We start from the raw sequence: 26,775 nt of genomic DNA on the forward strand, positions 1-26,775 counted from the left end.
GGGGAGATTTCGCGGTGGGTGAACAGGGGGGTGGATCCCGCCTCGCAGGTACTCGGCATTCGGTACTAGGACGCCGCGCCGAATGTCGAGCTGGGTGCCGGCGCCTGACGCTAGGCGGAGGTGGGCGCTGCCAGTTTCTTGGGCAGCTCCGGTGCAACGACCGTCGGCTCGTCAACCTGCGCCACGGCCCATCGCTGGCCACTCAGGATGCAGCAAGGTCGTGTGTCGGCCTCGGACACCGGCGTCACGCGCACAGCGATCCACTCACCCTTAACAGGGACAGGAAGCTGCAGCGCGGTGGCGATCGCGGGGTGCGAATCTTGGTGGCCGAGTATCAGGATGCCTTCCGGCCGAAGGTGCAGGCGGGCGTCACGAACGCGCTTCGGCGCGTCGTCCTGCTGTCCGACGGTGAGGACGGTCTGGCGTCCAACTATCTGTCCCTGTACTTCGCGGAAAAGCTGGTCCACCCTTTTCTGCCCAGAATTCGGAAACGAGAATATGCGTTCGCGTCTGTCCGGGTTCAGGTGCAGCAGCAGATTTCGCGGCAGGTCGGCCTGGAGGCCGCCCCAAAGCCAGTAGATGCCTGCCGCCGACGATTCCGCGAGGCGCCGCTTGTTGTCTCTGTTGTATGCGCGGACGGTGTCGCCGTTGTCGTCCAGCTTCCATCGCAAAGACTCGTCGCTGATGGTTGTCAGCCCTGCCGCCCAGCGGCTCGTGGTGTCGTCGAACCAGGTGAGAAGTGCGGGGTGGTCAGCCCTGCCCTGACGATCGCCGTGGTCGGCGCAGAGGTACATCTCCATCGGGATCTCCCAGCCCCCGAGATCCTTGGAGAACTTACAGTCGATGTCTCGGCCGGCTATCTGCCAGTCCAGATGGTCTCCGTTGCAGAACTCGAACTCCTTGGTCAGATTCACCTCAACGGCGGTGCCCAAGTATGTCTTCTCGGTCTTCGTCAGGTGCTGGTAGGCCCAGCGGCCGGTGCGCTGGCCGTCGAGCAGCTCGTCGAGGGAATCGCGCAGAGCCCATCGGAAGCGTTCGCGAGCGTCCGGTGCGTCATCGAACCAGTCCACAATTGGCTGCAACGAAGGGGGTATGTATTGCTCCAAGCCGCTCTCCAGAGCCCATGCTCGGGGCATCCTGCCCATCGGTCCGGTGGGCGCAGGGTGTGTACGGAAGACGTTGCGGCGCCGTCGAAGGGCCTGTGCACGGGAATCCTGCACGGCCGTCGCAGGACGGTCGTCAAACAGTGAACGGGTTCCGGCGGTCACAGGTAGGGCCGCAGGTGCCTCGCGATGGCCTGGGCGAGACCGACGGGGACCGCGTTGCCGATTTGGCGGGCGATCTCGATCTTCGTCCCACACCACAGGAACTCCTCTGGGAATCCCTGCAGTCGAGCGGCTTCGAGGTGGGTGATCGGCCGGTTCACCCGGTTACGCCCCCGAGCGTCCCACTGTGGGTGCAGGTAGGCGCCTTTCTCGGGCTTATAGAATTCGGTGCGGATCGTGTGCGAGGGGAAATTCCACTGCATTCGACCCATGACGTCGGTGGTGCCAGTCGGTTTCTCACGCCAGCAGCGTGGGAGTAGATGCTCGGGGACGTCGAACCGCCCGCCGCCGGGCGGGACATGGTCGTAGCGTTGCAGGGAAAGCGCTGTGGGGTTGCGACCGACATGTAGGTCCAGCCCCTTGAAGACTCCCGGGACCGTCTCGCCGAAGAAACTGGTGGTGCTCGCGGGGAGGCTGGTGGTTGAGGGACGGGCCGGTAGTCCCTTGATTCGTGTCTTGGTGCCGGTCCATGGAAGGAGTGCCGAGCCCGCAGCGGGGTTTCGGGCGTGTGTCTGTTCGGGCAGCTCAATCCGGCCGACGCGGGAGCCGATGACGATGGTCCGGATACGCCGTTGTGCGACGCCGAAGTCGGCGGCATTGAGGTGGCCGTAGCTGAGGGTGTAGCCCTTGAGGGATCCGTTCTCAGTTTCGGCGAGGAGGAGCTGGAACTCCGGCGACTTCATGAACCGGTCGACGTTCTCGATGACGAAGACCTTGGGTTTGGCGGCGCTGACCACGCGCAGGTACTCGCGCCAGAGTTGGTTGCGCGGGTCGTTGATATCTTTCGATCCCAGGTTGGAGAATCCCTGGCAGGGCGGTCCGCCGATCACGACGTCGGCGGGGGGTATCGCATTCTTTTTGACCGACTTGATGTCGCCCCAGACCGTGTGGTCTTCGCCGAAGTTCGCGGCGTAAGTGGCGGCGGCGTACAGGTCAAACTCGACCGACAGCACAGGGGCGTACCCTTCGGCCGCGAAGCCGGCCGTCATGCCTCCGCAACCTGCGAAAAGGTCGATCATGTCCACCACGAGGCGATGTTATCGACCGGTACCGACAGTGGCCGGTACCGACTCACCCAATACGGCTGCCACCTCCGGTTATGGGGCGTAGGGCCCGTCATCGGGTCACACTGGAACCCGTGACGGAGTCGTGGGCATCGAGCGAGCACGCCCGGCTCACGATGCGTGCCAACCGCAGCAGGGACACCAAGCCTGAGCTCGCGGTGCGTCGGTTGGTGCACGCAATGGGCCTGCGGTATCGCGTCGACTTCCCGCCGCTCCCCTCAATCCGCCGAATGCGTGCTGACCTGGTGTTCACCCGCGCCCGGGTCGCGGTCTTCATCGACGGCTGCTTCTGGCACGGATGTCCTGAGCACCACACAGTGGCTCGTACCAACGCGGAGTTCTGGGCGACGAAGGTGTCGGGCAACCGCACCCGTGATGAACGTACGAACGCCGTGCTGAACGAGGCAGGCTGGACCGTGCTGCGGTTTTGGGAACACGAGGACCCGAGTACCGCCGCGCAGGCGATAAGGGAGGTGGTCGAATCGACCAGGTTGGGTTAGGTCGGACCTCAGGCCGGTGGATGCGTCGGACCGTGTCAGTGGCCCGCCATGCGACGGGCGAACGATCGAAGTTTGGCGAATGAACCCTCGCACTCCGGACAAACACCTGAGTTGAGAAGCTGACGCCGTCGGCCAGTACGTGCTTCTGACGAGTCGACTACTGAACAGTTCCCGCGTCACTCCTTGGCTCGTGCCACCCGGAGCAGTTCGGTGACGGATGTTTCGAGCACGCGGTCAGACCATGCGACGAGATCGCTCTCGGACATGAGTGAGTCATCGATGAAGTACATCTCGCGAAGCAGCCTTTGGGAGGCGTCACGCAAAAGATCGCGCCTAGGGATCCCACTCCCATCCGCATATTTGAGGAAGCGCTGCGCAAACGTCGAGACAAGGAGCGGGTTGGCGCCGATCGTGTCTGCGCGCTCCGTCAGTTGGTTGAATTCCCCCTCCTGAATTCGTTCGGCCAGCTCGGGTGCGGCCTCCAGCTGCACAGCCCGCCACCATTGGCGTCCCCAGGTGTGACGGGTCAGATCGGAGCCAATCCAACGCTGGAGATTCCAGCGCCCGGACTGTCGACGCCACTTCCAGCGCCAGTGTGTGATGTCGGGCAACAGCGCTATCGCACACCATGACCACAAATCACGAGAACCGGCTTCTGACCAATTCATGGGCATGAGGGCCGCAAACGCTGCGAACACTTCAGCATCGAACCTACGGCGCGCTTCGTCGCCGGCATCCCCGTCCTGGTCGTAGCCATATCGAATGTTGAAGCCGTACCGTGTGGCGATCTCGACGATCCCACCCCTCAGTGCTTCGATCTCCGCCCGACCGGCGCGGCGGCCAACACTGCTGAAGGAGAAGTGTTCGGTCGTGAGATCTACCGCTGGGCCCGATGTCTCGCCGAGAACCGCAAGGCGCTTCTCGGCCATCGATCGATCCATCCGCGGCCAGAGTAGTGGTTCGTCTGGCATCAAAATATCCTCCCGGCCGCTATGCGGCGAGCCATCGCCTGGAACCGTGACTGCCGCAACCCGATCTGCGACGGGTCATACATGTCACCAACATCGAGATTCCCGGTCTGCTCGATCAGCCCGCACAGCACTTGGCCGACGCTGCCGTCACCGTATTCCTCGGGGCCAAGCTCCCCGTTGTTTTTCAACGCATAGGCGAGTTCGAGAACGACCTGCATGACACCGGAACTGAGCTCATCGATCAACGCTTGCTGCTCACGGGTCGGATTATCGGCCTCTATAGCCTTGATCAACGCCTTATCGCGCTCGTTGATGAAAACCTGAAACTCGGCACTGAAATTTGCGCCGAGATCGGTTGAAGTCTCGACAAACCAGGAGGACCGATCATCGTATGTTCGCGTCCTGAAGTCGACGACCGCCATCGGGAACATCGATCCTTCGCCTTCAAGCGTGACTGAAACCCTGTCTCGAGCAAGAACAGCGCCGCGAATGTGGGGCGCGCCGGCCAGGGGCACCTCAACGTCTTCGTGAAGGGTGATGGCAGTAGTGATCTGGATGGTTCCGCCGATCTCGCTGCCTGGAAGGGTCACTTGGATTTCATTCCTCGATCTGTCGAGGCGTCGGGTGAATAGGTGGCGCTGGATCTTGGATGCGTCGCTTCGCCAACTGACTACCAAAGCCAATGGGATGCTGGTTGGGAGCCGGCATTGGTCCCTCAAGGCTGCCAGGTCGACGATGACGCCGCGCGACAAAGCGATATCGGTCCCAGTGACCCAACCGTCCACCGGCGAGATCAGCGGGATCGATCCGCCCCGATCGAGATGCATCCACGGATGCATCTCCACCACCTCGTCGGTCGGAGTCAGATAAGGCGGCGTGAATTCAGTTGCCACTCGCTACCCCCTGGCTCACGGAGATTCGTACTGAGACATCGGCGAGAGCTCTGGCCCGCGCCGTCCACCGCCCAGTTCGGATATCGCCCCCGGCAAGCTCGCAGCCGAGGACTCGATCCGATGGATCTCCCTCGAAATACCAATAGAGAACCTCGGCTCTTGCGCTACCGGCTGGGGCGTCGTCCGGATTCTCGCTGCGGCCGCCTGCCAACACCACCGACGCCGACGCATTAATGGTTGCGCCTACCGGGATCGTCTTTGGCACCTCGACCACGTACTCGACGTATGGGGTGTCGCCGTCCACGACCAGGTGTGAGGCGCGTAGGGTTTTGACCCTTGCCGACGGCCCTGCACCGGAACCGCCACCACCTCGTCCAGACGGCCGCTTCCCCGGGCCGACCGGTCTGGTCCCAGTCGCTCCCTGGACCAGAGCCCCGAGCGAACTGGACAGTCGTCCGAGGCCTTGGACAGCCTTCGACCGCGCCCCGGTACGGGCTTCGACCTGCTTGCGGCACTCGTCACTCAGGAATCGCTTGGATCCCTGCACAATCCCCTTCGCCGCACCGGCCAGGGTCCCCACCTCCCAAGTGTCGTGCGTGGGGGGTTCTGCCTGTGCAAAGAGCTCGTCAACGGTTGGTGATACGACAAAGGAGCCGACATAACCGATATCTGTGGTCGGCATCGGTTCACCTTCGAAGTAGTCAACGACCAATTCGGTTTGTCGCATTCGAGCGATGTGTCGGTAGGGACGCTGCATTGGCGCGATCTGCTCGATGCTGCGCCATACCTCGCTTGGACCGCTGAGCAGACCGGGCATGGTGAATTCGATAGAGACATGCCCGAGGCGGCCGTATTGCCTGGTGTGTGTCGTCATCATGAAGTCGTTACCGACGCGTGAGTGGACGTTGTCCAAAGACTTCGCGAAATCGGACAGTACCGGTAACGACTCAAGGGGTGGCAGTTCCAATTCATCGCCGTCTATGTGTAGCGAGAACTGGATATCCTGCCGCCGGATTCGCGATCCCATCTTGGGCCACAGGTACCAGTAGAGGTATGCGCGCAACCGCTCCCCGAGTAACCCCGGATCCGAATTAATATCGTCGAGCTCCAGGTTCGGCAGAATCACCACCACGTCCGTGCCTGTTCGCCGATCTGCGAAGCCTGGGAGGCCTAGATCGGAGGCGACTGCTTCCGCTACGGCGCCCATTAGGGGATCTGGGACGTCGTCGTTGATCTCGCCCCACCAATGGCGTCCGGTCAACCGTCTGCCGCTTGGGGTGGTTTCAACACCGCCTAATGCTGCACCCATGAGGCGACGCGACCGGGCGTTCCCTTCGGTGTTGAGGGTGTCGACCAATATTGCGCCAGCTTCACTGATCCGATAGAAGATCCCTTTGCCGAAGCCGTACGTGCCCCCTCCGAGGTGCTTGTCGCGAGGTTCGCCGACGTTCCTGATGAACTGGACGAAATCCGCGCTGACGCCGGCGGCTGTCGGCTCGTCGGACCGTATCGGCCCGCCGAGTCCGTTGGTACCCCGGTCGGAGACTGTGAGAATCCACGAGTTGGAATGCAGCTTGCTGAGAAAGCTGCGGCCCTTTCCCGACTCGCTAGACGTCCCCAGGATATTTCGCCAGGTGGGAGCACCGGCTCCAAGCCGTCGCAACTCGATGCGCACGTCGACAGGACCGTCTCGATCGTCCCGTCGCGCATCCCAGCTGTTCTGTACGGCTTCTCGAACCAACACCGCGTATTCGGGCAACCCAGGACGGCCGAGCTGCCGTTTGATTCCCTCCGCGGTCTGGCCGCCCTCAGGCGGGAAAGGCTGTGACCACCAACGTATTTCGCTCACCATTTCCTCTTCTGAAGCTTATCGACCGACCCAGGAGTCAGCTGATCGCGAACAGCTGCAAGTTGTAAGTCGTAGCTGAGGCCACTGACTACGTTCGCTAACACGGGCCCGAGAGTGTCTCGGGTGATCCGCGGAAAGCCGTTGTCTACCTTGCCGATCAAACTCTCCGTGACCTCGAATCGCGTGACGTCCTCCATAGACTCATATACACCAAGTCTGGCGGCTCGTTGTCGCACGACGGCGGGATCATCGCATTCGGTGAGGATCTCTCCGAGCAGTTCGGGCACTGTTCGCCCGTGGGGCTCCTCGACCACACGGCGGATGATGAGGTAGAGGGGCTTACCGTCAGCCGAAACGAGCTGCTCCAGTCCGTGCACCGTGATGGATTCCGAGTCATCACCTATGGACTTGACTTCGATACTCGCATCCGCAAGCTCGAAGTCATGTGGCTGCCGTTCAGGGCCGGTCCACGACGCCGCATGAAAGTCCGAAAATCCGACAACGAGATCTTGAAGTACAGATAGCTCCCCGAAGGCTGCCAGTTTCTCCTGGTGCGTGAGCGGCCGTACGTCCGCCAACGTTGTAAACAGCCGTCGCCATGCTGCGAGTGTCGCCGCTGCCGCACCGATTGGTCGACTGGCGTTTTCGACTGTCGCTATGACCTCGCCGACCACCGTGTCGAACTGTATGTTCAATGCCGGCATTTGGCAATGGATATCGAAGTACCTGCCTTCGGCGGCCGCTTCGCCGCCGCTCCCGAAACGGAAGTTCCGGAACGACATGGCCAGCGGGCTACGGGTATTTTCCGGATGAGGCGTCCCGTCGGCCGGAATCAACAGGTGATGCTGGCCCAGCTCATCAACTGCCTGAATCAATTTGCGGCCGTGTGCGACGACGGGCAAGGTCATCGATCGCCAACCGCCGGGGGACGCCACCCCTTCGCGCTCGATCCGCGGCCAACGGTCTACGACGAGTCTCTGGTAGTCACTCATCTGTCTGTCCCGTATACCTCGGCGTCGGTATCAACCTCCTCTGGAAATGTCGCGAGATCGACGGCTACATGCGTCATCTGCACGGCATCGCGTTCGCTGTCCGAGTACGAGGTCTTTGGGAACACGAGAGCCAGCCCGAGCGGGTTTGAGGAAGCATTCATGGGTTCGCGCACTCCGGCGCTCCTGTCAGAATGCGGTTTGCCGATTCGGTCCAATGGGTAAAGGATGAGGAGGCCTTTACCTCGGAGCTCAGGCGCTTCGATTCGTCGCTCCTTCAACTCCGCCTCTGGCATACGGCGCGCTTCGGTGCTGGACAGTCCCTCGACATCCACGACAAGGTCGACCTTGCTCATAAGGGTTTTGATGTCTGCCACCTCGCCACTGTCCTTGTACGGTGCGCGGATCGATGAGGGGACTGCCAATCCGGCCAGCCGCACGTCCTCGCCACTGCCGCCTACTACCGCGACGTTCCAGCGGACGAGTTTCGGGTCGTCGAGCCCGTTCTGATGCTCGATGTACTGGAGAAGCTGCTCCGTACTCATATCAGCTTGGTCCGGAACGATGTCGTATTCCTCGAGAAAGCTGCGAACGTCGTTCACTTTCACGTTGCGCAGCACCACGCCTCCGTTGGCCAGCGGTTCCGGCTGGCTGTGCCGCATCGCCGCCGCAACGAGCCGCTCGCCAGCGCGCCAGTTGTTGGCCAGCCAGGGCTCGTTCCAGCGTCGGTAGAAACGAGTCTGTAGGCGGGCACCGGAATAGGAGATTCTGTTCGGTCTCGCAGCACCCATCTTCGCTGTCACTCGAAGTGCGGGGTGCGTACGAATACGCACGGCGGCTTCCATAGGAGTGATTCCCTGCAATTCGTAGACCGCCATATCCTGCCGCATCTCGTGTTCGACGAGCGCGAGATGCCGGAAGGCTCGGCGCAGATCGTCCGTCATCCAGATTCGCGGTAGATCCTCGTATCCGACTCGGAAGCCGAACCAACGGCCCATCTGCAATAGGGTGTCGTAAGTGTTCGTCGGACGGAGGAAAACGCTTGAGACCAGGCCCTCGAGCGTGATTCCTCGCGACAGGGTGTTGCCGCCTATTGCGATGACCGTGTACGACTCGTCCTCGTCATATTGGAGCCTGGCCTCGCTCTTGGAATTGTCGATGATGATTCGACAGTCGTCGACGACGGCGCGAAGGAACGGTCTAATCTCATCGAATGTCAGTGGTGTCAGTTTGAACTGTTCCGCGGGTACGCGAGAGATCTCGGAAGTCCATAGGTGGTGCAGCGCATCGAGTACTGCTGGATCATTCGACATCAGTGAGGCCAGCAGCCGTTTCAGTTCGGCATCGATGACAGGAGCGAACTTTTCGTGAACTGAAGTCTGGAACGAGGTGTGGATCAACATGGATGAATCACCCCTGTCGCCCCGACGCCACCGCGCAGCGGTCGCTAGGACGAACCAGCGGATTGCCGACCGTAGCTCGTCGGTCACCACTGGATAGAAGTCGTCGAGGTCGGCTCTGCCGCGCGGCCTGAGTAAGAATTCGTCTTCATCAGGGATGATCCGGATCATGTCCAAGCCCTGCTCATCATCCTTGTCCAGGTCTGGGACGTCCCTTCCGAAGAGTGTCGACGATCCGAAATAGTTCTCAGGCTGCGGAAGTGGGTAGATGAAGTCTCTCGGGTACAGATCGTCTGAATCAGAGGGGTCGATGAAGACATTCGCGAATGGTGTTGCGGTGTAGCCGATGTACGTACCGCGCGGAAACAGTCCCAGGATCTGTCGAATCAAAGGATTGATGGTGTTCGTCTCGACCGAAGCTTGGTCGGCCTCGTCGTCGATCACGAGTACTTGAGCCGTCTGAAGCACGTCCCTCGCGCTCGGCTTGTTCAGCCACAGGTGCAGCTTTCGGAGAACTGCGGCGTTCTTCTTCACGACCAGCAATGATGTCTGGCCGTGCGCGGAGAGATAGGCGACGGCGTCCTGCTTTCCAGGCTTCTTGGAGTCATCCCCCAGCCGGGTCAGATCGAAGTCGCCGTCAACGCCGGTGATTGTGAACCACCGTCCTGGAACCTTGGCCGTGAGATCTTTGATCAATCGATCCTGAGTCTGCTTTCGCAGCGAGTTGTGGATGCCGGCTAGCACTATCACCATGCGGTACTTCCGGTCCGCCAACTTTGCTGCCACCGCAGTGAAATTCGTCGTCTTCCCACTCTGGATATGTCCTACAACCAGTCCCCGTGCCGACCGCGGCTCGCCACTGGGATCAGGTGTGAGCCGGACGATCGTGTCCGAGGCCTCATTCAGAGCGTCGATCTGGCTTTCTCTTCCTTTCTCGATCAGCTGTTGGCGGAATGCGCCCCAGCACTGGTCGGTCTCGAGTGCCCCCGGGTACCAGGAGTCCTCATGCTTTGGCTTGATTATCGGTCCGCCCTGCATCACCTTCTGCACCCGCTCTTGGAAGCGCTTGACGAGCAGTGCGGCCTGGGACTCGTCGATCACACCCACACTGAGGAACCGGTCAGCCGCCGCGGAAGCGCCACCATGGCCCATCGCCCAGTCCGCGAACATGTCGTAGAACTGATCGAGATCTACGGCCATTGCGCGCCTCCCTTTTTAACTGCTCGTCAATGGGTCTAGCCCGGTAATCAGCGAAGTCGTCGATCGAAACTCGACGTGAAGCTACCAAATGTGGAGTTCCCTCGCCGGGCTATTTCACTCGGAGTCGCACGCCTATAACGCTGCTGGCCTCATTAGCTGGGCAGCGCAATGGCCATTTCCGCGAGAATCATTCGCAGGAGCTGCTGTTCGGTTCGCGTCAGCAGGATCAACACGATCGGTGCAACACCGAACGAATGTCCCCGGCGTTTCCGGACGTGCACGGGTTTGAGAACCACCATCCCTCCAATCCCGCATCCTGCCCCTGCGACCATGTACCGATGACCGCAACACTCGTCGCCAAGGACGTCGCCGGCGGCTTCGCGCACCGCACGCTCTTCGAAGGCGTTGACCTCACCGTGGCACCGGGCGACGTCATCGGTGTGGTGGGTGCCAACGGCGCCGGCAAGAGCACCCTGTTGCGGATTCTGGCCGGCGATCTGGAGCCGCTGCACGGCTCGGTCAGCCTCGCCCCGGCCGATGCGTTCGTCGGTTGGCTGCCCCAGGAGCACGAGCGGGTGGAAGGCGAGACCGTCGGCGCCTACATCGCGCGCCGGACCGGCTGCGCACAGGCGGCGCAGGCGATGGACGCCGCGGCCGCGGCCCTGGCGGATCCGGATCTGGCTCCCGCACATACCGATCCGGCCGAGGCCTACTCCATCGCATTGGATCATTGGCTCGTCACCGGCGCGGCGGACCTCGACGACCGGGTGCCCGCAGTGCTGGCCGACCTGGGACTGGACTCCGAGGCGGTGCGGCCCGAGTCGACGCTGATGACCGGGCTGTCGGGTGGGCAGGCCGCCCGGGTGGGCTTGGCTGCGCTGATGCTGTCGCGGTTCGACATCGTCCTGCTCGATGAGCCGACCAACGATCTGGACCTGGACGGGCTGGCCCAGCTGGAGCAGTTCGTCCGTGATCTTCGCGGCGGGGTGGTGCTGGTCAGCCACGATCGGGAGTTCCTGGCCCGCAGCGTCACTCGCGTCCTGGAGTTGGATCTGGCTCAGAACACCACCACCGTCTTCGGCGGCGGATACGACAGCTATCTCGAGGAACGCGAGATCAACCGCCGCCACCGGCGTGAACAGTACGAGGAATTCGCCGAGAAGAAGGCCGACCTGGTCGCACGCGCCCGGGTGCAGCGGGAATGGTCGAGCCAGGGCGTTCGCAACGCCATACGTAGGGCCCCCGACAACGACAAGATCCGCCGCCGTGCCGCCTCCGCGTCCAGTGAGAAGCAGGCGCAGAAGGTGCGTCAGATGGAGAGCCGGATCGCGCGCCTGGAGGAGGTCGTCGAGCCCCGCAAGGAATGGACCCTGCAGTTCAGCATCGGGGCCGCGCCGCGGTCGAGTTCGGTGGTTGCGACACTCGACAACGCCGTGGTGCGGCACGGTGATTTCGTCCTCGGCCCCGTGTCGCTACAGGTCAGTGCCGGCGAGCGGATCGGAATCGTGGGCCCCAACGGGGCAGGGAAGTCGACGCTGCTGCGCCTGCTGCTCGGCCGTCAGCAGCCCGACGCGGGCCGTGCAAGCCTGGGTGCGAACGTCGCGATCGGTGAAATCGACCAGGCGCGCGCCGACTTCACCGGCCCCACCCGGCTGGTCGATCGCTTCGAGCAGCGGGTGCCGGACTGGTCGACCGTCGACGTGCGAACCCTGCTGGCGAAGTTCGGGCTGACCGCCGACCATGTGGAGCGCGCGGCCGACGACCTTTCGCCCGGGGAGCGCACCCGCGCCGGCCTGGCGTTGCTGCAGGCCCGCGGCACCAACGTGTTGGTCCTCGACGAACCGACCAACCACCTCGATCTGCCCGCCATCGAACAGCTTGAGCAGGCGCTGGAGACCTACGACGGTGCGCTGCTGTTGGTGACCCACGACCGCCGGATGCTGCAGAACGTCCGGTTGAACCGTACGTGGCGGGTCGAGGGCGGGAGCGTCACCGAGTTGTAGGCGGATGTGACTATCCGACCCGAGGGGGCTGACCCCTTCCTGACCAGCCCATACGCGCCGTTTGCTACATAGTCCCGCATGCCCGCCCCGGCCCGGACGTGCGCCTGGCAGCGCCGCGGCGGAATTCCCCCGACTTCCCGGCAGATGGGATTGGGCTGGCATTTTCCTTAGAGGTATGATGTGGTGTAGACCACGTTGGAAACCTTGATGTGATGTACGCCACAGGAGGCATGCAATGACCACTTTTCTGACCGGCTTGGGCGTCACGGCAGCCACCGCGACTGTCAGCGCCGGAATGATGGGTCACGCCACCGTGGCGGTGTGTGTTGGCCTGGTCTCGGCGGCTTTCTTCGCCGGCCAGATGTGCTGACACGCCCCACCGGCACCAGCAGGTAGCGCGTGCCCCCACCCGGGGCGCGCGGCACCGACAACTATCGTCGAGCGATGACTCTCGAGGAGCGGCTGACCGCGCTCGAACAGATCGAGGCGATCAAAGCCCTCAAGCACCGCTACTTCCGGGCCTGTGACGCCAAAGACCCCGACACCTTCCGGGCCTGCTTCATCGACCGCGGCGCCGACATCCATTACGGACCCCTGGGCGGATTCGACGACGCCGACCAGATAGCTGAGGTGTTCACCCGGATCGCGCTGCACAAGGTGGACGGCAAACCGGTGATCCTCGACATGCACCACGGCATGCACCCCGACATCACCCTCACCGGCCCCGGCACGGCCACCGGACGCTGGACGCTGAAATTCCGCCAGCTCAACCTGATCGAGCGCACCGAACGGCTGCTCACCGGCGAGTACGACGACGACTACGTGATCGAGGACGGCGCCTGGAAAATGGCCCGCAGCCACTTCCGCCAACTCTGGGCCATCACCCGGCCCCTCGGCGACGACACCACGGTGGAGATCTGACGATGACCTCACGCATCGCCCTGGTCACCGGGGCCAGTCGCAGCGTCGGCAAAGGCGTCGCGTTGGCGCTGGGCTCACACGGCTGGACGGTGTACGTCACCGCGCGCGGCGAGGTCGGCACGGACGGACCCCTGGACCAGACCGCGGCCGACGTCACCGAGCGCGGTGGCCGCGGTATCGCCGTGCAGTGCGATCACCGCGACGACGCGCAGATCGCCGCGCTGTTCGCCCGCATCGCCGACGAGCAGGCCGGCCGGCTGGACCTGCTGGCCAACAACGTGTGGGCCGCGCCGAAGGGCTTCGCCGGATTCACCGAGAAGTTCTGGCAGCGCCCGCTCTCCGACTGGGACACCCTGATCGGGGTGGGTCTGCGCGCCCACTACGCCGCCTCCGTGCACGCCGCGCAACTGATGGTGGCGCGCGGCGCGGGCCTGATCGCCAACATCTCCTCGTTCGGCACCCGCGGGCACCTGCACTCCGTGCTCTACGGCATGTCCAAGGCCGGACTGGACAAGATGGCCGCCGACATGGCCGTCGAACTGACCGGAACCGGGGTGAGCGCGGTCTCGCTGTGGCCCGGCCTGGTCAAGAACGAGGTCATGCAGGGCTTCATGGACCGCGGACTGGACAACTTCCAGGGCTACCCGCTGGCCAACGCCGAAACCCCAGAGTTCATCGGCCGCGTCATCGCCGCCCTCGCCGACGACCCCGACATCGGCACCCGCAGCGGGCACACTCTGATCACCGCCGAGGCCGCGCTGGACTACGGCGTCACCGACGTCGACGGCAACCAGCCCGATTCGCACCGCGCCCTGTTCGGCGGCGGGCCGCTGTACTGACGGGCTACCAGTTGCTCGGCGCGTAGTCCTTGAGGAAGCACCCGTACAGGTCTTCGCCGGCCTCCCCGCGCACGATCGGGTCATAGACCCGGGCGGCGCCGTCGACCAGATCCAACGGGGCGTGGAACCCCTCCTCGGCCAGCCGCAGCTTGGTGGGATGCGGGCGCTCGTCGGTGATCCAGCCGGTGTCCACCGCGGTCATCAGGATGCCGTCGGTCTCCAGCATTTCGGCGGCACTGGTGCGGGTCAGCATGTTCAGCGCGGCCTTGGCCATGTTGGTGTGCGGATGGCCTGCACCCTTGTAGCGGCGGCTGAACTGTCCCTCCATCGCCGAGACGTTCACCACGTACTTGCGGCGGGCCTTCGACGCCGCCATGGCCGGGCGCAGCCGGCTCACCAGGATGAACGGCGCCGTCTGGTTGCACAGCTGCACTTCGAGCAGCTCCAGGGCGTCGACCTCGTGCACCCGCTGGGTCCAGCTGTTCACCGGGGCGGTGTCGGGCAACAACCCGCCCGCGTCGATGGCGACACCGGCGGCGATCCGCTGCGGGGAGGCGCTGCGGGCGGTCAGCGCCAGTTCGGTCAGCGCGTGCGGCTCCTGATGTTCGGCCAGGCTGCCGGCCAGGGCCGCCGGGTGGGCGTCGCTGACATGGTCGAAGGTGATCACGTCGACCAGCTCATTGCAGGGGGTGCGCTCGGCCTCGGCGAGGGCGGCATACGAGCCGGGGGCACGGCGCACCGTCTGCGCCGCGTTGTTGATCAGGATGTCCAGCGGGCCCTGGGCGGCCACCGTGTCCGCCAGCGCGACGACCTGGGCTGGGTCGCGCAGGTCGATACCCACCACCTGCAGGCGATGCAGCCAGTCGGCGTGATCGGGCATCGCGGCGAAGCGGCGCACGGCATCGTTGGGGAAACGGGTGGTGATGGTGGTGTGCGCCCCGTCACGCAGCAGCCGCAGCGCGATGTACATGCCGATCTTGGCGCGCCCACCGGTCAGCAGGGCGCGTCGCCCCGTGAGGTCGGTACGAGCCTCCCGTTTGGCCCGGCTCATGGCGGCGCAGTCCGGGCAGAGTTGGTGATAGAACGCGTCGACCTGCGTGTAGTGGTTCTTGCAGATGTAGCAGGCCTGCGAGCGCAACAACGTGCCCGCCGACGCCCCGACCGCGGCGGACACCAGCGGAATGCCCTGGGTCTCGTCGTCGATGCGGCCCGGCGCCCCGGTGGCCGTGGCGGCGATGACGGCCCGGTCAGCGGAGAGCACGGCGTCACGCGCGGCCTTGCGCCGGACCTTCTTGAGCTGCTTGAACATGCGCGCCGTGGCTTGGCGCACCGCCACGGCGTCGGGGTGGTCAGCCGGCAGCGCGTCGATCTCGGCGAGCACCTCCAAGCAGGTGGCGAGCCTTTCGGGGTCGATCGCGGTCACGCCTGGAAGGGTATCGGGCGCGGTGCTCAATTACCGATTTGCGCATGCCCGCCCATACACTCGCTGACGCCATGACCGACAACGCCCCGGATTCGCCGCCGCAGTCGAGCCGGATCTCCACCGAGGCGGGCCGGCGCAGAACCTTCGCCGTCATCAGCCATCCCGACGCCGGCAAATCCACCTTGACCGAAGCCCTGGTCCTGCACGCCAGGGCCATCACCGAGGCCGGCGCGGTGCACGGCAAATCGGGGCGTCGGGCCACCGTGTCGGACTGGATGGAGATGGAGAAGGCCCGCGGCATCTCCATCACCTCGACGGCGCTGCAGTTCCCCTACCGCACCGCCAGGGGCCAGGACTGCGTCATCAACCTGCTCGACACCCCCGGTCACGCCGACTTCTCCGAAGACACCTACCGGGTGCTCACCGCTGTCGACTCCGCGGTCATGCTCATCGACGCCGCCAAGGGCCTCGAGCCGCAGACCCTCAAGCTGTTCCAAGTGTGCCGCCATCGGCGGATCCCGATCATCACGGTGATCAACAAGTGGGACCGGCCCGGCCGGCACGCCCTGGAACTGATGGACGAGATCCAGTCCCGCATCGGGCTGCGCCCCACCCCGCTGACCTGGCCGGTCGGCATCGCCGGGGAATTCGACGGGGTGCTCGATCGCCGATCCGGAAACTTCATCCGGTTCACCCGCACCGCCGGCGGTGCCACCGCGGCACCTGAGGAGCACATCGCCGCCGCCGACGCGCATGCCGCGGCCGGCGACGACTGGGACACCGCGGTCGAAGAGTGCGAGCTGCTCTCCGCCGACGGATCCGACTTCGATCGCGAGGCGTTCCTGGACTGCACCGCGACCCCGGTGCTGTTCACCTCGGCGGCGCTGAACTTCGGGGTGAATCAGCTGCTCGACGTGCTCACCGAGCTGGCGCCGGCGCCCCGCGGGGCGCTGGACGTCGACGGCGTGCGGCGCGCGCCCGATGCGCCCTTCAGCGCCTTCGTCTTCAAGGTGCAGGCGGGCATGGACTCCGCCCACCGCGATCGCATCGCCTTCGCCCGGGTGTATTCGGGCACCTTCGAACGCGGTGACGTGCTCACTCACGCCGCGACCGGCAAGCCCTTCGTCACCAAATACGCCCAGTCGGTGTTCGGTCAGCAGCGCTCCACCCTGGACACCGCCTGGCCCGGTGACGTGATCGGGCTGGCCAACGCCGCCGCGCTGCGCCCCGGCGACACCCTGTATTGCGATGTGCCCGTGCAATACCCGCCGATCCCGAGTTTCTCGCCCGAGCATTTCTCGGTGGCGCGCAACGTCGACCCCAGCAAGCACAAGCAGTTCCGTCGCGGCATCGAGCAGTTGGACCAAGAGGGCGTCGTGCAGGTGCTGGTCTCCGATCGCCGCGGTGAGCAGGCCCCAGTGCTGGCCGCGGTCGGCCCGATGCAGTTCGAGGTGGCGGCGCACCGGATGGCTCGTGAAATGGGGGCCCCGATCACGCTGGAACCGCTGCCATATCAGGTGGCGCGGATCGTGGACGCCGACGACGTCGATTTCGTCAACAAGCAGTCGCTGGCAGAGGTCATGACCCGCACCGACGGCGTGCACCTGGTGCTGTTCTCCAACAGTTGGCGGCTGCAGGGTTTCCAGCGCGACAACCCCGAGGTGCGGTTGCGGTCGCTGGTGGCCGCGGAGGGATAGCGCGGCCGCTAGGTGCGCAACCGCACCCTGCGCGTCGTCGAACTCTCGTCGAGTTCCACCAGGTCGGAGTAGGACCGCAGAAAGTCGCTGAAGGACTTGTAGCCCAGGGCTTTTTCGCTGAACGACGGATCCATGCGCTTCATCTGGGCTTTGACCGCTGAGTTGTGCAGCCACTCGACGTCGTCTTTTTCCAGACCGATCCGCAGTGCGCGGGTGAGCAGGGCGGTGGCGGTGTCCACCGGATCCGGCGCCTCCTCTTCGGCGGGCTCCTTTGCCTGGCGGCTGCGCCGCGTGGGTTCGGCTGCAGCGTCGATGGGTGCGGGTTCGAACACCGGCACGCCGGGCAGCGCGTCGTAGCTGACGAAGTCGTCGCACGCCGCGGCCAGTGCGCGACTGGTCGATCCGGCGACCCCGATGCCAACCACGTAGCGGCCTAACCGTTTACAGCGTTGTGCCAGCGGAATGTAGTCGGAGTCGCCGGCGACGATCACCACGTGGGTCAGATCCGGCAGCCGGAACATGTCCTCGACCGCGTCGACCGCCAACCGGATGTCGGCGCCGTTCTTGCCGTAGGCCGCCGCCGGGAACAGCTGCACCAGGTCGACTGCGCGCCCCACCAGCTGTGCCCGGTAGCCGGTGTTGACCTCGGCTGACCAGTCGGCGTAGGCGCGGGTGAGCACCAGCGTGCCGAAAGACGACGCGAAGTCGATGATCGCCCCGACGTCGACGGTGGCCCGCGCCAGCCGCTCGGGTTGTTTGGCCAGGCCCTTGGCCTTGTCCTTCTGAAAGGAGCTGCGGCCGTTGACCTGGTCGTAGCGCGAGATCACGATGTTGTCGAAGTCGAGGTAGACCGCGACCCGGGTATTGCCGGATTCCGTCATGGTTCCAGTGTGGCGCAACCCCGGCCCCATCCATAACGGCTCGGCGGGGATGGGAGAGTTGCCCGCCTCTGAGCGACAACTCGGGGTCTGGGTCTGGGGCCGGGTCTGGGTGGTCAGGGACCGGCGCCGCCGCCGGGCCGACGTCGGGGCCGGGCCCTGCGAGTTGTCGCGCATAGGCGGGCACAAGGTCACATGGGCCGGGCCGGGCCGGCCGGGGGGTGGGGCGTGCGAGTTGTCGCTCAGAGGCGGGCACCAGGGCACATGGTCCGGGCCGGGCCGGGCCGGGCCGAGCCGTGCCGAGCCGGGGCCGGGGCAGGCCGGGGCGGGGCAGGGGCTGGGCCGGCCGGGGCCGGGCAGGGCCGATCCGGGCCGAGGGCAGGGGCCGCAGCCGCCGGGGCGGGGACGACTTGTCGCTCAGAGGCGGGCAACGATCCACTTGGTCTGGCGCTGGCGATCCGCCTCAGCAGCCGTAAAACCTCACGCCTGTCGCAACCGCAGCGCCAGCCCGGAGGCCCGCACCACCCGACGAGCCAAAGCGGCCCGCACCGAGGCCTCCGAACCCACCACCCGCACCTTCGTCTTGGCCCGCGTCACCGCGGTGTAGAACAACTCCCGGGTCAAAAGGCGCGACTCGACGTGCGGCATCAACACGGTCACCTCGCGGGCCTGGCTGCCCTGGCTCTTGTGGATTGTCATCGCGTACATGGTTTCGACGTCGGCGAGTCGGCTGGTGGCGAACTCCAGCGGGCCCGACGCCGTGGAGATCACTGCGCGCAGCCCCTCGTCGCGCACAACCACCGCCCCGGTGTCGCCGTTGCGCAGCCCCAGCCCATAGTCGTTGGCGGTCACCAGCAGCGGCCGGCCGGCATACCACTCCGCCCACATCGGGTCCCCGGTCTGTTCGGCCACCCAGCGGCGGATCTGCTGGTTCCAGTGCCGCACCCCGTGCAGGCCCTCCCGATGCGCACACAGCAACCGGTGCTCGTCGAGCGTCGCGGTCGCCGCCGCGGCGTCGCCGAGCAACGCGGCCTGACGTACCGCCAACGCGTGCGGCACCACCAGCGCCGACAGCCGCTGCGCCACATCGGCCACGCTGTCGGTGTCGAGCCACTCCACGTGCTCACCGCCGGCGGCCAGCAGCGCGATCGCGCGGTCGGCGTCGCCGTCGCGGATCGCCACCGCCAGCGCCCCGATCGACTCGCCGAACCGATGCGAGGTCCGCAGCGTCGCCACCCGGGTGTCCGGTCGCGCCGCCAGGCCGTCCACCAGATCGGCCAGCACCGCCCCGGCCTCCACCGATGCCAGCTGATCGGCATCGCCCACCAGAATGAGCCGGGCGTCGGGCCGCATGGCCTCCAGCAGCCGGGCCATCAAGGTGAGCGACACCATCGACGTCTCGTCGACGACGATCACGTCGTGCGGCAGCCGGTTGCCCCGATCGTGCCGGAACCGCACCGAACTGTCGGGGCGCGAACCCAGCAACGTGTGCAACGTGGTGGCGCCCAGCCCGGCCAACCGGGCCTGATCCACCGGCTCCAGCGCCGCCACCTCGGCGGCCACCGCCTCGGTCAGTCGCGCCGCCGCCTTACCAGTGGGGGCAGCCAGCGCGATGCGCAGCCCGGCCGTCCCGGACAGCTCGGCGTGCTCGGCCAGCAGCGCCAACAATCGCGCCACCGTGGTCGTCTTACCGGTGCCCGGACCGCCGGTGAGCACCGTAACCGGCTGCGACAGCGCGATTTCGGCGGCCGCCCGCTGCTCGTCGAAGTCGCCCGGCGGAAAGAGTCGCTCGAAGGCGGGCAAATGAGCCGGTGCCGTCCCGGGCGCGGACAAGGCCAGCAGGTCGGTGCAGACCTGCTGCTCCTCGCGCCAATACCGGTCGAGGTAGAGCAACCGGTCGTCGTAGATCCGCAGCACCTGCGCGGCCACCAGGCGACTGTCCCGCACGGCCGCCAGCCAGGCGCCCGGCTCCGGCCACGAAACGTCGGCGACGTCGGTGTCGGCGGCCACCGACGACAGATCCAGGCAGACCGACCCGTGCCGCAGCGCGCGCACCGTCAGTGCCAGCGCCAGGCCCACCGTCTCATCGGGCTCGGCGCTCAGGGCGGTGATGCGTTGCGCGGTATGCACATCGGCGGAGTCGAGCACGCCGGCGCGGTTGAAATCCCGCAGCAGGCCGGTGGCCGTGCTGGCTATGCGCCACTCGAGAAGTTCACTCATGCCGTCCGCCTCGCGTGCAGCAGGTCTGACAGGGCAACCACCAGCGACGCCGGCGGTCGCCAGTCGAACACCCCGGCGCGGTGCCCGTCGATGACCGGGGTTTCCGGTCCGCACATTCCCCGCACGAACAGATACAGCACCCCGCCCAGGTGTGTGTCCGGGTCGTAACCGGGCAGTCGCCAGCGCAGGAAGCGGTGCAGCACCGCGGTATACAGCAGCGCCTGCAGCGGATAATCCGAGTGCAGCATCGCCGAAGTCAGCCGGTTGAACCCATAGTCGGCCGCGGTGTCGCCGAGCCGGTTGGTCTTGTAGTCGACCACCAGGAACCGCTGCTGCGGCACCCGCAGCACCACGTCGATGGACCCGGACAGATATCCGCGCAGCGGCTGGCCGCCCAGGGCCTCGGTGGCCAGCCGGTCGGCGTATGCGGCGAACGGGTCGTCGGAGGGCAGATGCTCACGCAGCAACTCCCCGACCTCGGCCAGCCGTAGCTCCGGGGCCGGTCCGTGCCGATCTCCACCGGCCAGTGGGAACTCGAAATCCAACTCCCGCAACCGGTCCCGGGTGCCGATCTGGCGCAGGGTCAATCCGTCGGCCAGCGGCCCCAGCGGAGTGTCGTGCAGGGGGACCAGGGCCGCCGCCAGCGCGGCAGGATCGGCATCGACAGACCACCAGTCGGCGTGCCGGCGCACGTGCGTCTCCAGCTCCGACGTCAAGTCCTCGGCGAATGGATCGGCCGTCTCCAGCACGGCGTGCACCAGCGAGCCGAACGCCGCCCCGGCGGGCAGTTCGGACATCGGTGACACCATCTGCGCCCCAACCTGCGGTGGCGGTTCCCCGACCGCGATGTCGTCGGCCTCGTCGTCGCGGGCGGTGAACTCCGGCTCGCTGTGCACCCCCGACGTCCCGGTCTGATCGGCCTGCCTAATCAGCCCCGAATACGAGGTGCGCCGCCAGCCGGTGTCGATGTGCCGGTGGAAGTGCCGCGCCTGGAGACCATCCGGTGCGGCCGGCGGGGAAGCGGGGGTGATCGGGGCGATCGCCGAGTCCTCGATCACCAAACCGCCGGCGGCCTCCCACTGCCGGAAACAGGCCAGGGCTTCGTCATCGGCCGGCTTGGGCTCGCAGCGATCCGGCACCGCCGCCTCGCCGCGGCAGCGGCCCCGCAGCAGCCGGGACAGGCCGCCGTTGGGTTCGTCGTAGGACGCCGCCCACCACGCCACCAGCTGCGACTGCGCCCGGGTCAGCGCCACATAGGCCAGCCGGATGTCGTTGCGGGCGGCCTCGGCCAGACTCAACCGCTGCACGGCGGTGTGGTCGGCGCTGTCCGGGCCGCCGATGTGCCGGCAGCGCACATCGGCCTCGTGATAGAGCGGGATGGCTTCGTCGAACATGTGCCGGTTGAACGCAAACGGCAGATAGACGATCGGGAACTGCAATCCCTTGGAACCCCACACCGTCAGGATCTGCACCGCCGCGGCGTCGGAGTCCAGCCGGCGATTGTGCTGCCCGCGACCGACTCCCTGCGTGCATTGCCGCCGCAACCAGTCCCGCAGCGCCGGCAGACCCAGCCGATCGCGGTGCGCCGCCTCATGCAGCAGCTGCGCCACATGCGCCAGATCGGTCATGGTGCGTTCGCCGCCGTACTCGCCGAGCAGACGGCGCTTGAGCCCGGCCACCTGGGCCGCCTCGAACACCGCCGCCGGCCCGTGCAGCCGCAGCTCATCGGCCCAATCCCGCAGGGTCGAGGCCACCTGGTCGGTCAGCGTGTCCGCGCCGTCGGCCAGAGCGGCCGCGGTGTGGCCGAAGAACACCGTCGCCGCGGCGGCCCGCACCAACCCGGCGCGGTGGGTGGCGTCGAAGGCCTCCAGCAGGCACAGCCAGTCGGCGGCCGCGGTTGAGGAGAACACGTCGGCATCGCCGGTGAACACCGCCGGAATCCCCGCCCGCAGCAACGCTTCCTGGCAGACCGCGGCATCCTTGCTGTTCTCCACGATCACCGCCACGTCGCCGGGGCTGACGGGCCGCCCGTCGAACGTCGCCCCACCGGCACACAACGCGGCGACATCGGCGGCCAAGTCGTCGGGGATGTGCCGGCGCAGTGTGGTCATGGGAATGACACGGTCCGCGCTGACGCCGAATGCCGCGCGGCCCACCACCCGCAACCGGAACGGGGCCGTGCTGGCGGCACCGGCCAGCCGGCTGCCCGCGACCGCGGCCTCGACGTCGTGAACCACGATCTGCGGGTCGCCCAGCGCCGCCCCGCCCATCACCGTCTGCAGCGCGTCGACCAGCGCTGCGTCGCTGCGCCAGTTCACCGCCAGGGTGCGCTGCTGCCCCGCACTGCTCGCGGCCTGCAGGTAGGTGTAGACATCGCCGCCGCGGAAACCGTAGATCGCCTGCTTGGGGTCACCGATGAGCACCACCGCCGAATGCCCCACGAAGCCGCGTTCGATCACCTGCCATTGGATCGGGTCGGTGTCCTGGAACTCGTCGACCATCACGATGGGCCAGCGCTGACGCATCCGGTCGCGCGCCGGGGAGTCCGCCGGTTCCAGCGCGGCGGCCAACCGGCGCAGCAAGTCGTCGTAGCCCAGCACCCCGAGCCGGCGCTTGCGCAGTTCCAGCTCGGTGCAGACCGCGTCGACGAAGCGCAGCCGCACCTCGGCGGCCGAGCCCGGCTCCGGATCCTGCGGGCGCAGTTGGGCATACGGATCGGCGACCACCACCCGGGCGAGTCGGAGCGCGTCGGCGTAGCTCAGGGCCACCTCGTCGCGCTGGGTGCCGAACTGCGCGAGGTACAGGTCATCGACCACCTCGACCACCAGATCATCGAGGCTGTCCACCAACTCCACCCCGGCGCTGGTGTCCCCGGCGATACCCAGTGATTTCAGGACCAGGTGGCAGAACTGGTGGGTGGTGGCGATGGTCGCCGCATCGAAGCCCGCCAAGGCATCGCGCAGTCGGCGGCACCGCTTTTCCCGCTCCTCGGCGGCGCCGCCGAGCAGGTGGGCCACCAGGTCGTTGGGCTCGCCGGCTGCGGTGCCGTCGAGGGCCGCCAGCGTCTGCACCAGCTGCCGGCGGACACGGTCACGCAGTTCCCGGGTGGCTGCGCGGCTGAACGTGATCAGCAACATCTCGTCCAAGGTGGCATGCCCCTCGGCCAGGTAGCGGGTCACCAGCCCGGCCAGGGTGAACGTCTTGCCGGTGCCCGCGCTGGCCTCCAGCACCGTGGTGCTGCCGCGGGCCGGGAGCGGGCCCAGCAGATCGAAGCGTTCCATCACCGCACCGACCGTTCCGCACGCAGCAGCGGCAGCCACAGCCGGGCGGCCAGGGCGCCCAGGCGGGTGTCCTCGCCGTCCACGGCCTCACCGGGGCGTGGCCGGCCCAGCAGCACCTCGAACGGCGCATGGGCCCCCCAGACCCGGACACTGGCGGGGTCGGCGTCCTCGCCCGGGAAGCGGTTGCTGGTCCATTTGCTGCGGGCATACCCGACCGGGTCCCGGCGCGCGTGGCGCTTCTCAGCCCACGCGAACGAGGTCTTGACCGGCAGGGGAAGCGGTTCGCAGCGGCCGATGTCATAGAGCCACACCAATTCCCGCAGAGTTTCGCCCGCCTCGGGTGGCGGCCCCAGCAGCCGCTGCAACACGCGTTCGCCGTCGCGGGCCCGGCCGATGCACCGGGCGCTCCAGTCGGTGTCGGGATAGGCGGCGGCCAGCGCCACCAAGGGGATCCAGGCCTGCAACAGATGGGTGTCGCGCAACTTGGAGTAGTTCACCGAGACCGTGCTCGCACCGAACACCGGGGTGACGGTGCCGGTCAGCCGGCGCCCCCCGCCGAGATCCAGATCGATGTCGTAGGTGGCGGGCGTGCCGACCCGGTGTTCGTGGGCCGCACCCGCCAGCAGCACCACCCGGTCCCGAATCTGCTTGGCGGTGCGCCACCCCAGCTGCCCGGGCGGCAGGCTGCCGCGCCGCCACTCGGCTTCGATGGCCTTGGCCGGGTCGAGCCCGAGCAGCATGTCGTGCAACATCCGGTTGCCGACCGCCCATTCGCCCAGCGCGTCGATCTGGACCGGCATGCCGTCTTCGACCTCGTCGACCTCCCACGGCAGGGTGTAGTTCAGCGCACTGAAGAACCCCTTGACCGGGTCCTTGAAGAACTTCAGCAGGTCGACGAGCGCGATGTCACCGGCCGGCGGCGCGGGCAACGGGCCGTCGATGAAGCGCGGTGCGTCCCGGCGCGTTCCGGCGGCGGTTCTGGCGGCCAGCGGCACGGTGGGGTCGAAGGTGAACGGCACGTCGGGGATCAAACGTCCGGGTTCGACGTTCTTGACGTCGAACGGCTGCAGCGGGTGCTCCACGATGAGCTGGTCGCGGACGGGCCGCGGGGTGGTCTGGTCGAGCGCGTCGATCAGTTCGGCCAGCGGGACCGCGGGCGGGCGGGCGTGGCCGGTGTGCTCGTCGGCGCCGGTGTAGGTGATCACCAGCTTCTCGGTGGCGGCGGTGATCGCATCCAGCAGCAATTGCCGGTCCTCGGAACGGATGTCGCGTTCCCCGGTCAACGGGGCGCGGGCCAGCACATCGTCGCCGTCGGGGAGATCCAGCCGGGGGAACACCCCGTCGTCGACCCCGAGCAGACACACCACCCGATGCGGCACCGAGCGCATCGGCACCATGGTGCACACCGTCAGGGTTCCGGTGCGGAAGTTGGCCCGGGTGGGCCGCCCGGACAGATGACCCGACATCAACACCCGGACATCGGGCAGCCGCAACGCGGTGTCGCGGCGCGCACCGGCGTCGTCGAGCACCTGGGTGAGCTCCCGCTGCAGGTGGGCGCTCTGCCACGCGTCGTCGGGGTCGGCCAACTGGTCGACACCGGCGCGAAGGGCCGCGATCCACTCGTCCAGCGGGCGGGTCCCGTCGAGGGCATCGACCGCGGACTGCAACCGCGCGACGAACTCGGCGAGCTTGCCGGCCAGCTCCACCTGGCTGCTGCCGACGTCGTCGAGGGGCAGCGCGGTGTCGAGCCAGGCCTGCGAATCGTCTGACATCGCCACCCCGGTCAAGAGTCGGTCCAGCCCGAATCGCCAGGTGTTGTGCACGATCCGGGACAGCCCGTAGCGCTCGCGGGTGTGCGGATCGAAACCCCACCGGATGTTGGCGGTACGCACCCAAGTGGTGATCTGCGCCAGGTCGTCCTCGGTGAAACCGAACTTCGCCCGCACCGGCTCGCTGTGGGCGAGGTTGAGCACCGCGGTCGCGGTGGCGCGGCTGCCGGCGATCTCCAGCAGCTCGGCCGCCACCCCCAGCAACGGATTGGTCTGCGTCAGCGCCCGGTCGGCCAGCTGTACCCGCAGCCGGTGCGCCGGATGAGCCGCGCCGGCCAGCTCGCCCAGCCCGAAATCGGCGACGATCAACGGTGCGTAGGTCTCGATGTCCGGGCACATCACCACGATGTCGCGCGGCTCCAGGGTCGGATCGTCGTGCAGCAGCCCCAGCAGAACCTCGCGCAGCACGTCGACCTGCCGGGCCGGACTGTGGCAGCTGTGCACCTGCACCGAGCGGTCCCGCACCTCCTTGCTGCGCCCCGCCGGCCGCACCGCGTTGGCGCTCAGATCCGCCTGCAGCCAGCCCAACAAAGTATCGGGATGGGTTGTGGCACCCAGGTATTCATCGCTGGCCGGCGAATTCGGCAGCGTCCGCTGCAGCTCACGCAGATCGCGGCCCAGCGTTTCCAGCAGCGGATGGTGGGCCCGGTGCCGCGACGGGTCCTGCGCGCGCGGCACCACGCCGTGCACGCCGCTCAGTTCCCGCCACAGCGCATCGGAGGGATGCGGCACCCACAGGTGCAGGTCGTGGTGGGTGGCCAGCGCGTCGAGCAGCTCGATGTCGGTGGCCGCCAGCCGGGTGTGGCCGAACAGCGACAACCGGGCCGGCAGCGTCTCGACGGGCGCCTGCCGCAGCCGGGCGACGGTGGCGCGGTGGCGCTGGTCGGGCGGGTCGATCCCGACGGCGGCGACCAGAGCCCGCCACAGCGGCGGCTGCCAGTCCACGTCGCCGGGCAACGCGCCGCCGGCGCCGTCGGTGGACTCGTCGGCACCCCAGTCGGCGAGCAACTGCGGCCGCTGGCGGGCATAGGAGGCGAAGAGGCCGGCCAGCCGACGGGCCACCGCGTAGCGCCGCCCGCGGCGCAGCTCACCCTCCGGGCTGGGGTCCCCGTGGCCCACATGCTTTGCCAGCGTGGCGCACCAGGGCTGATCCAGGCTGGCGTCGATCACCGCCAGCAGCGGCCAGGTCATGGCATTGCCGGACCACGGATCGTCGTCGCCGGCGCCGGTGATCTCGGCGATCAGCGAGGCCGGGCTGCGGAAATGCACGCCCGCGCACACCCCGTCGTCGCCGAGGTCGGCTCCCAGCGTGTGCGACAGGCGTTGCGACAGCCAGCGCTCCACCCCGCGGGCCGGCACCAGCACCAGTTCCTCGGCGAACGGGTCGGGAGGCGGGGTGGCCAGCAGCGCACCGAGGCCGTCGGCAAGGGCGTCGGTGCGTTCGGCACGGTGCAGGTGCAGTCCCATCGCGGTCACCATAAACCGCGGCCCCG

18 protein-coding genes are annotated in these 26,775 nt (G+C 66.8%); 6 read left to right on the forward strand and 12 right to left on the reverse strand.

The window, feature by feature from the left end; genetic code table 11:
• Positions 1–110: 110 nt before the first annotated feature.
• Together LI92_RS10210 and LI92_RS10215 are read right to left on the reverse strand one after the other, a co-directional pair.
• Entirely contained in the window at positions 111–1,070 is a 960-nt protein-coding gene (locus LI92_RS10210; protein ID WP_286135000.1) for a NaeI family type II restriction endonuclease, read from the reverse strand.
• A 194-nt stretch (positions 1,071–1,264) separates the two neighbouring features.
• A complete protein-coding gene (locus LI92_RS10215; protein WP_046318562.1) occupies positions 1,265–2,344 on the reverse strand; it encodes a DNA cytosine methyltransferase in 1,080 nt (359 codons plus the stop codon).
• Positions 2,345–2,463: 119 nt separating this feature from the next.
• Between LI92_RS10215 and LI92_RS10220 the strand changes: the two genes are divergently transcribed.
• Positions 2,464–2,889, forward strand: a complete 426-nt coding sequence (locus LI92_RS10220) for a very short patch repair endonuclease (protein ID WP_286135001.1) — start codon at positions 2,464–2,466, stop codon at positions 2,887–2,889.
• 176 nt (positions 2,890–3,065) lie between these two features.
• On the opposite strand, the gene LI92_RS10225 is transcribed toward LI92_RS10220, so the two are convergent.
• From LI92_RS10225 to LI92_RS10245, 5 genes are read right to left on the reverse strand one after another with little or no spacing between them, the layout of a single operon-like run.
• A complete protein-coding gene (locus LI92_RS10225; protein WP_286135002.1) occupies positions 3,066–3,818 on the reverse strand; it encodes a DUF6339 family protein in 753 nt (250 codons plus the stop codon).
• A 41-nt stretch (positions 3,819–3,859) separates the two neighbouring features.
• Entirely contained in the window at positions 3,860–4,753 is an 894-nt protein-coding gene (locus LI92_RS10230; RefSeq protein WP_046318543.1) for a hypothetical protein, read from the reverse strand.
• Positions 4,743–6,605, reverse strand: coding sequence for a hypothetical protein (locus tag LI92_RS23045; RefSeq protein WP_152665410.1), 1,863 nt, complete (start codon positions 6,603–6,605; stop codon positions 4,743–4,745). Before LI92_RS23045 ends, LI92_RS10230 begins: the two co-directional genes overlap by 11 nt.
• On the reverse strand, positions 6,599–7,594 hold the full coding sequence (locus LI92_RS10240; RefSeq protein ID WP_046318545.1) for a PD-(D/E)XK motif protein: 996 nt from the start codon (positions 7,592–7,594) through the stop codon (positions 6,599–6,601). Before LI92_RS10240 ends, LI92_RS23045 begins: the two co-directional genes overlap by 7 nt.
• A complete protein-coding gene (locus LI92_RS10245) occupies positions 7,591–10,191 on the reverse strand; it encodes a Z1 domain-containing protein (RefSeq protein WP_046318546.1) in 2,601 nt (866 codons plus the stop codon). Before LI92_RS10245 ends, LI92_RS10240 begins: the two co-directional genes overlap by 4 nt.
• A 338-nt stretch (positions 10,192–10,529) precedes the next feature.
• Here LI92_RS10245 and LI92_RS10250 point away from each other — a divergent pair, with 338 nt between their 5' ends.
• From LI92_RS10250 to LI92_RS10260, 4 genes are all read left to right on the forward strand, one after another.
• Complete coding sequence (locus LI92_RS10250; RefSeq protein ID WP_046318547.1) at positions 10,530–12,194, forward strand: ABC-F family ATP-binding cassette domain-containing protein; 1,665 nt, start codon at positions 10,530–10,532, stop codon at positions 12,192–12,194.
• Between the two features lie 235 nt (positions 12,195–12,429).
• On the forward strand, positions 12,430–12,564 hold the full coding sequence (locus tag LI92_RS24330; protein ID WP_286135003.1) for a hypothetical protein: 135 nt from the start codon (positions 12,430–12,432) through the stop codon (positions 12,562–12,564).
• 74 nt (positions 12,565–12,638) lie between these two features.
• Positions 12,639–13,115 (forward strand): nuclear transport factor 2 family protein, encoded by a 477-nt coding sequence (locus LI92_RS10255; RefSeq protein ID WP_046318550.1) that lies wholly within the window; start codon positions 12,639–12,641, stop codon positions 13,113–13,115.
• A 2-nt stretch (positions 13,116–13,117) separates the two neighbouring features.
• Positions 13,118–13,954, forward strand: a complete 837-nt coding sequence (locus LI92_RS10260) for an SDR family NAD(P)-dependent oxidoreductase (protein ID WP_046318552.1) — start codon at positions 13,118–13,120, stop codon at positions 13,952–13,954.
• A 4-nt stretch (positions 13,955–13,958) separates the two neighbouring features.
• Here the strand turns inward: LI92_RS10260 and LI92_RS10265 are convergent, their stop codons facing one another.
• A complete protein-coding gene (locus LI92_RS10265) occupies positions 13,959–15,377 on the reverse strand; it encodes an SDR family oxidoreductase (RefSeq protein WP_046318553.1) in 1,419 nt (472 codons plus the stop codon).
• A 71-nt stretch (positions 15,378–15,448) separates the two neighbouring features.
• Here LI92_RS10265 and LI92_RS10270 point away from each other — a divergent pair, with 71 nt between their 5' ends.
• On the forward strand, positions 15,449–17,074 hold the full coding sequence (locus LI92_RS10270; RefSeq protein ID WP_046318555.1) for a peptide chain release factor 3: 1,626 nt from the start codon (positions 15,449–15,451) through the stop codon (positions 17,072–17,074).
• Positions 17,075–17,082: 8 nt separating this feature from the next.
• Here the strand turns inward: LI92_RS10270 and LI92_RS10275 are convergent, their stop codons facing one another.
• The 4 genes from LI92_RS10275 to recC all read right to left on the reverse strand — a co-directional run bounded on the left by LI92_RS10275 (position 17,083) and on the right by recC (position 26,749).
• Positions 17,083–17,955: an NYN domain-containing protein gene (locus LI92_RS10275; RefSeq protein ID WP_046318557.1), complete on the reverse strand. Its 873-nt coding sequence runs from the start codon at positions 17,953–17,955 to the stop codon at positions 17,083–17,085.
• A 477-nt stretch (positions 17,956–18,432) separates the two neighbouring features.
• The gene (gene recD, locus LI92_RS10280) at positions 18,433–20,172 is read right to left on the reverse strand and encodes an exodeoxyribonuclease V subunit alpha (protein ID WP_046318559.1); all 1,740 of its coding nucleotides are present in this window, start codon (positions 20,170–20,172) and stop codon (positions 18,433–18,435) included.
• On the reverse strand, positions 20,169–23,453 hold the full coding sequence (gene recB, locus LI92_RS10285; protein ID WP_046318560.1) for an exodeoxyribonuclease V subunit beta: 3,285 nt from the start codon (positions 23,451–23,453) through the stop codon (positions 20,169–20,171). Before recB ends, recD begins: the two co-directional genes overlap by 4 nt.
• Positions 23,453–26,749 (reverse strand): exodeoxyribonuclease V subunit gamma, encoded by a 3,297-nt coding sequence (recC, locus tag LI92_RS10290; RefSeq protein ID WP_046318564.1) that lies wholly within the window; start codon positions 26,747–26,749, stop codon positions 23,453–23,455. The genes recB and recC overlap by 1 nt, the downstream gene beginning before the upstream one ends.
• Positions 26,750–26,775: the final 26 nt, after the last annotated feature.

This window comes from Mycobacterium sp. UM_Kg1 (genome assembly GCF_000972925.1).
GTDB classification, from domain to species: domain Bacteria; phylum Actinomycetota; class Actinomycetes; order Mycobacteriales; family Mycobacteriaceae; genus Mycobacterium; species Mycobacterium hiberniae.

Excerpts from the sequence above, each read along its gene's own strand:
- LI92_RS10225 (WP_286135002.1), bottom strand. The coding sequence starts at position 3,818 with ATGGCCGAGAAGCGCCTTGCGGTTCTCGGCGAGACATCGGGCCCAGCG.
- LI92_RS23045 (WP_152665410.1), bottom strand. The coding sequence starts at position 6,605 with ATGGTGAGCGAAATACGTTGGTGGTCACAGCCTTTCCCGCCTGAGGGC.
- LI92_RS10245 (WP_046318546.1), bottom strand. The coding sequence starts at position 10,191 with ATGGCCGTAGATCTCGATCAGTTCTACGACATGTTCGCGGACTGGGCG.
- LI92_RS10250 (WP_046318547.1), top strand. The coding sequence starts at position 10,530 with ATGACCGCAACACTCGTCGCCAAGGACGTCGCCGGCGGCTTCGCGCAC.
- recC (WP_046318564.1), bottom strand. The coding sequence starts at position 26,749 with ATGGGACTGCACCTGCACCGTGCCGAACGCACCGACGCCCTTGCCGAC.
- LI92_RS10270 (WP_046318555.1), top strand. The coding sequence starts at position 15,449 with ATGACCGACAACGCCCCGGATTCGCCGCCGCAGTCGAGCCGGATCTCC.
- LI92_RS10260 (WP_046318552.1), top strand. The coding sequence starts at position 13,118 with ATGACCTCACGCATCGCCCTGGTCACCGGGGCCAGTCGCAGCGTCGGC.
- LI92_RS10240 (WP_046318545.1), bottom strand. The coding sequence starts at position 7,594 with ATGAGTGACTACCAGAGACTCGTCGTAGACCGTTGGCCGCGGATCGAG.
- LI92_RS10215 (WP_046318562.1), bottom strand. The coding sequence starts at position 2,344 with ATGATCGACCTTTTCGCAGGTTGCGGAGGCATGACGGCCGGCTTCGCG.
- LI92_RS10275 (WP_046318557.1), bottom strand. The coding sequence starts at position 17,955 with ATGACGGAATCCGGCAATACCCGGGTCGCGGTCTACCTCGACTTCGAC.
- recB (WP_046318560.1), bottom strand. The coding sequence starts at position 23,453 with ATGGAACGCTTCGATCTGCTGGGCCCGCTCCCGGCCCGCGGCAGCACC.
- recD (WP_046318559.1), bottom strand. The coding sequence starts at position 20,172 with ATGAGTGAACTTCTCGAGTGGCGCATAGCCAGCACGGCCACCGGCCTG.
- LI92_RS10255 (WP_046318550.1), top strand. The coding sequence starts at position 12,639 with ATGACTCTCGAGGAGCGGCTGACCGCGCTCGAACAGATCGAGGCGATC.
- LI92_RS24330 (WP_286135003.1), top strand. The coding sequence starts at position 12,430 with ATGACCACTTTTCTGACCGGCTTGGGCGTCACGGCAGCCACCGCGACT.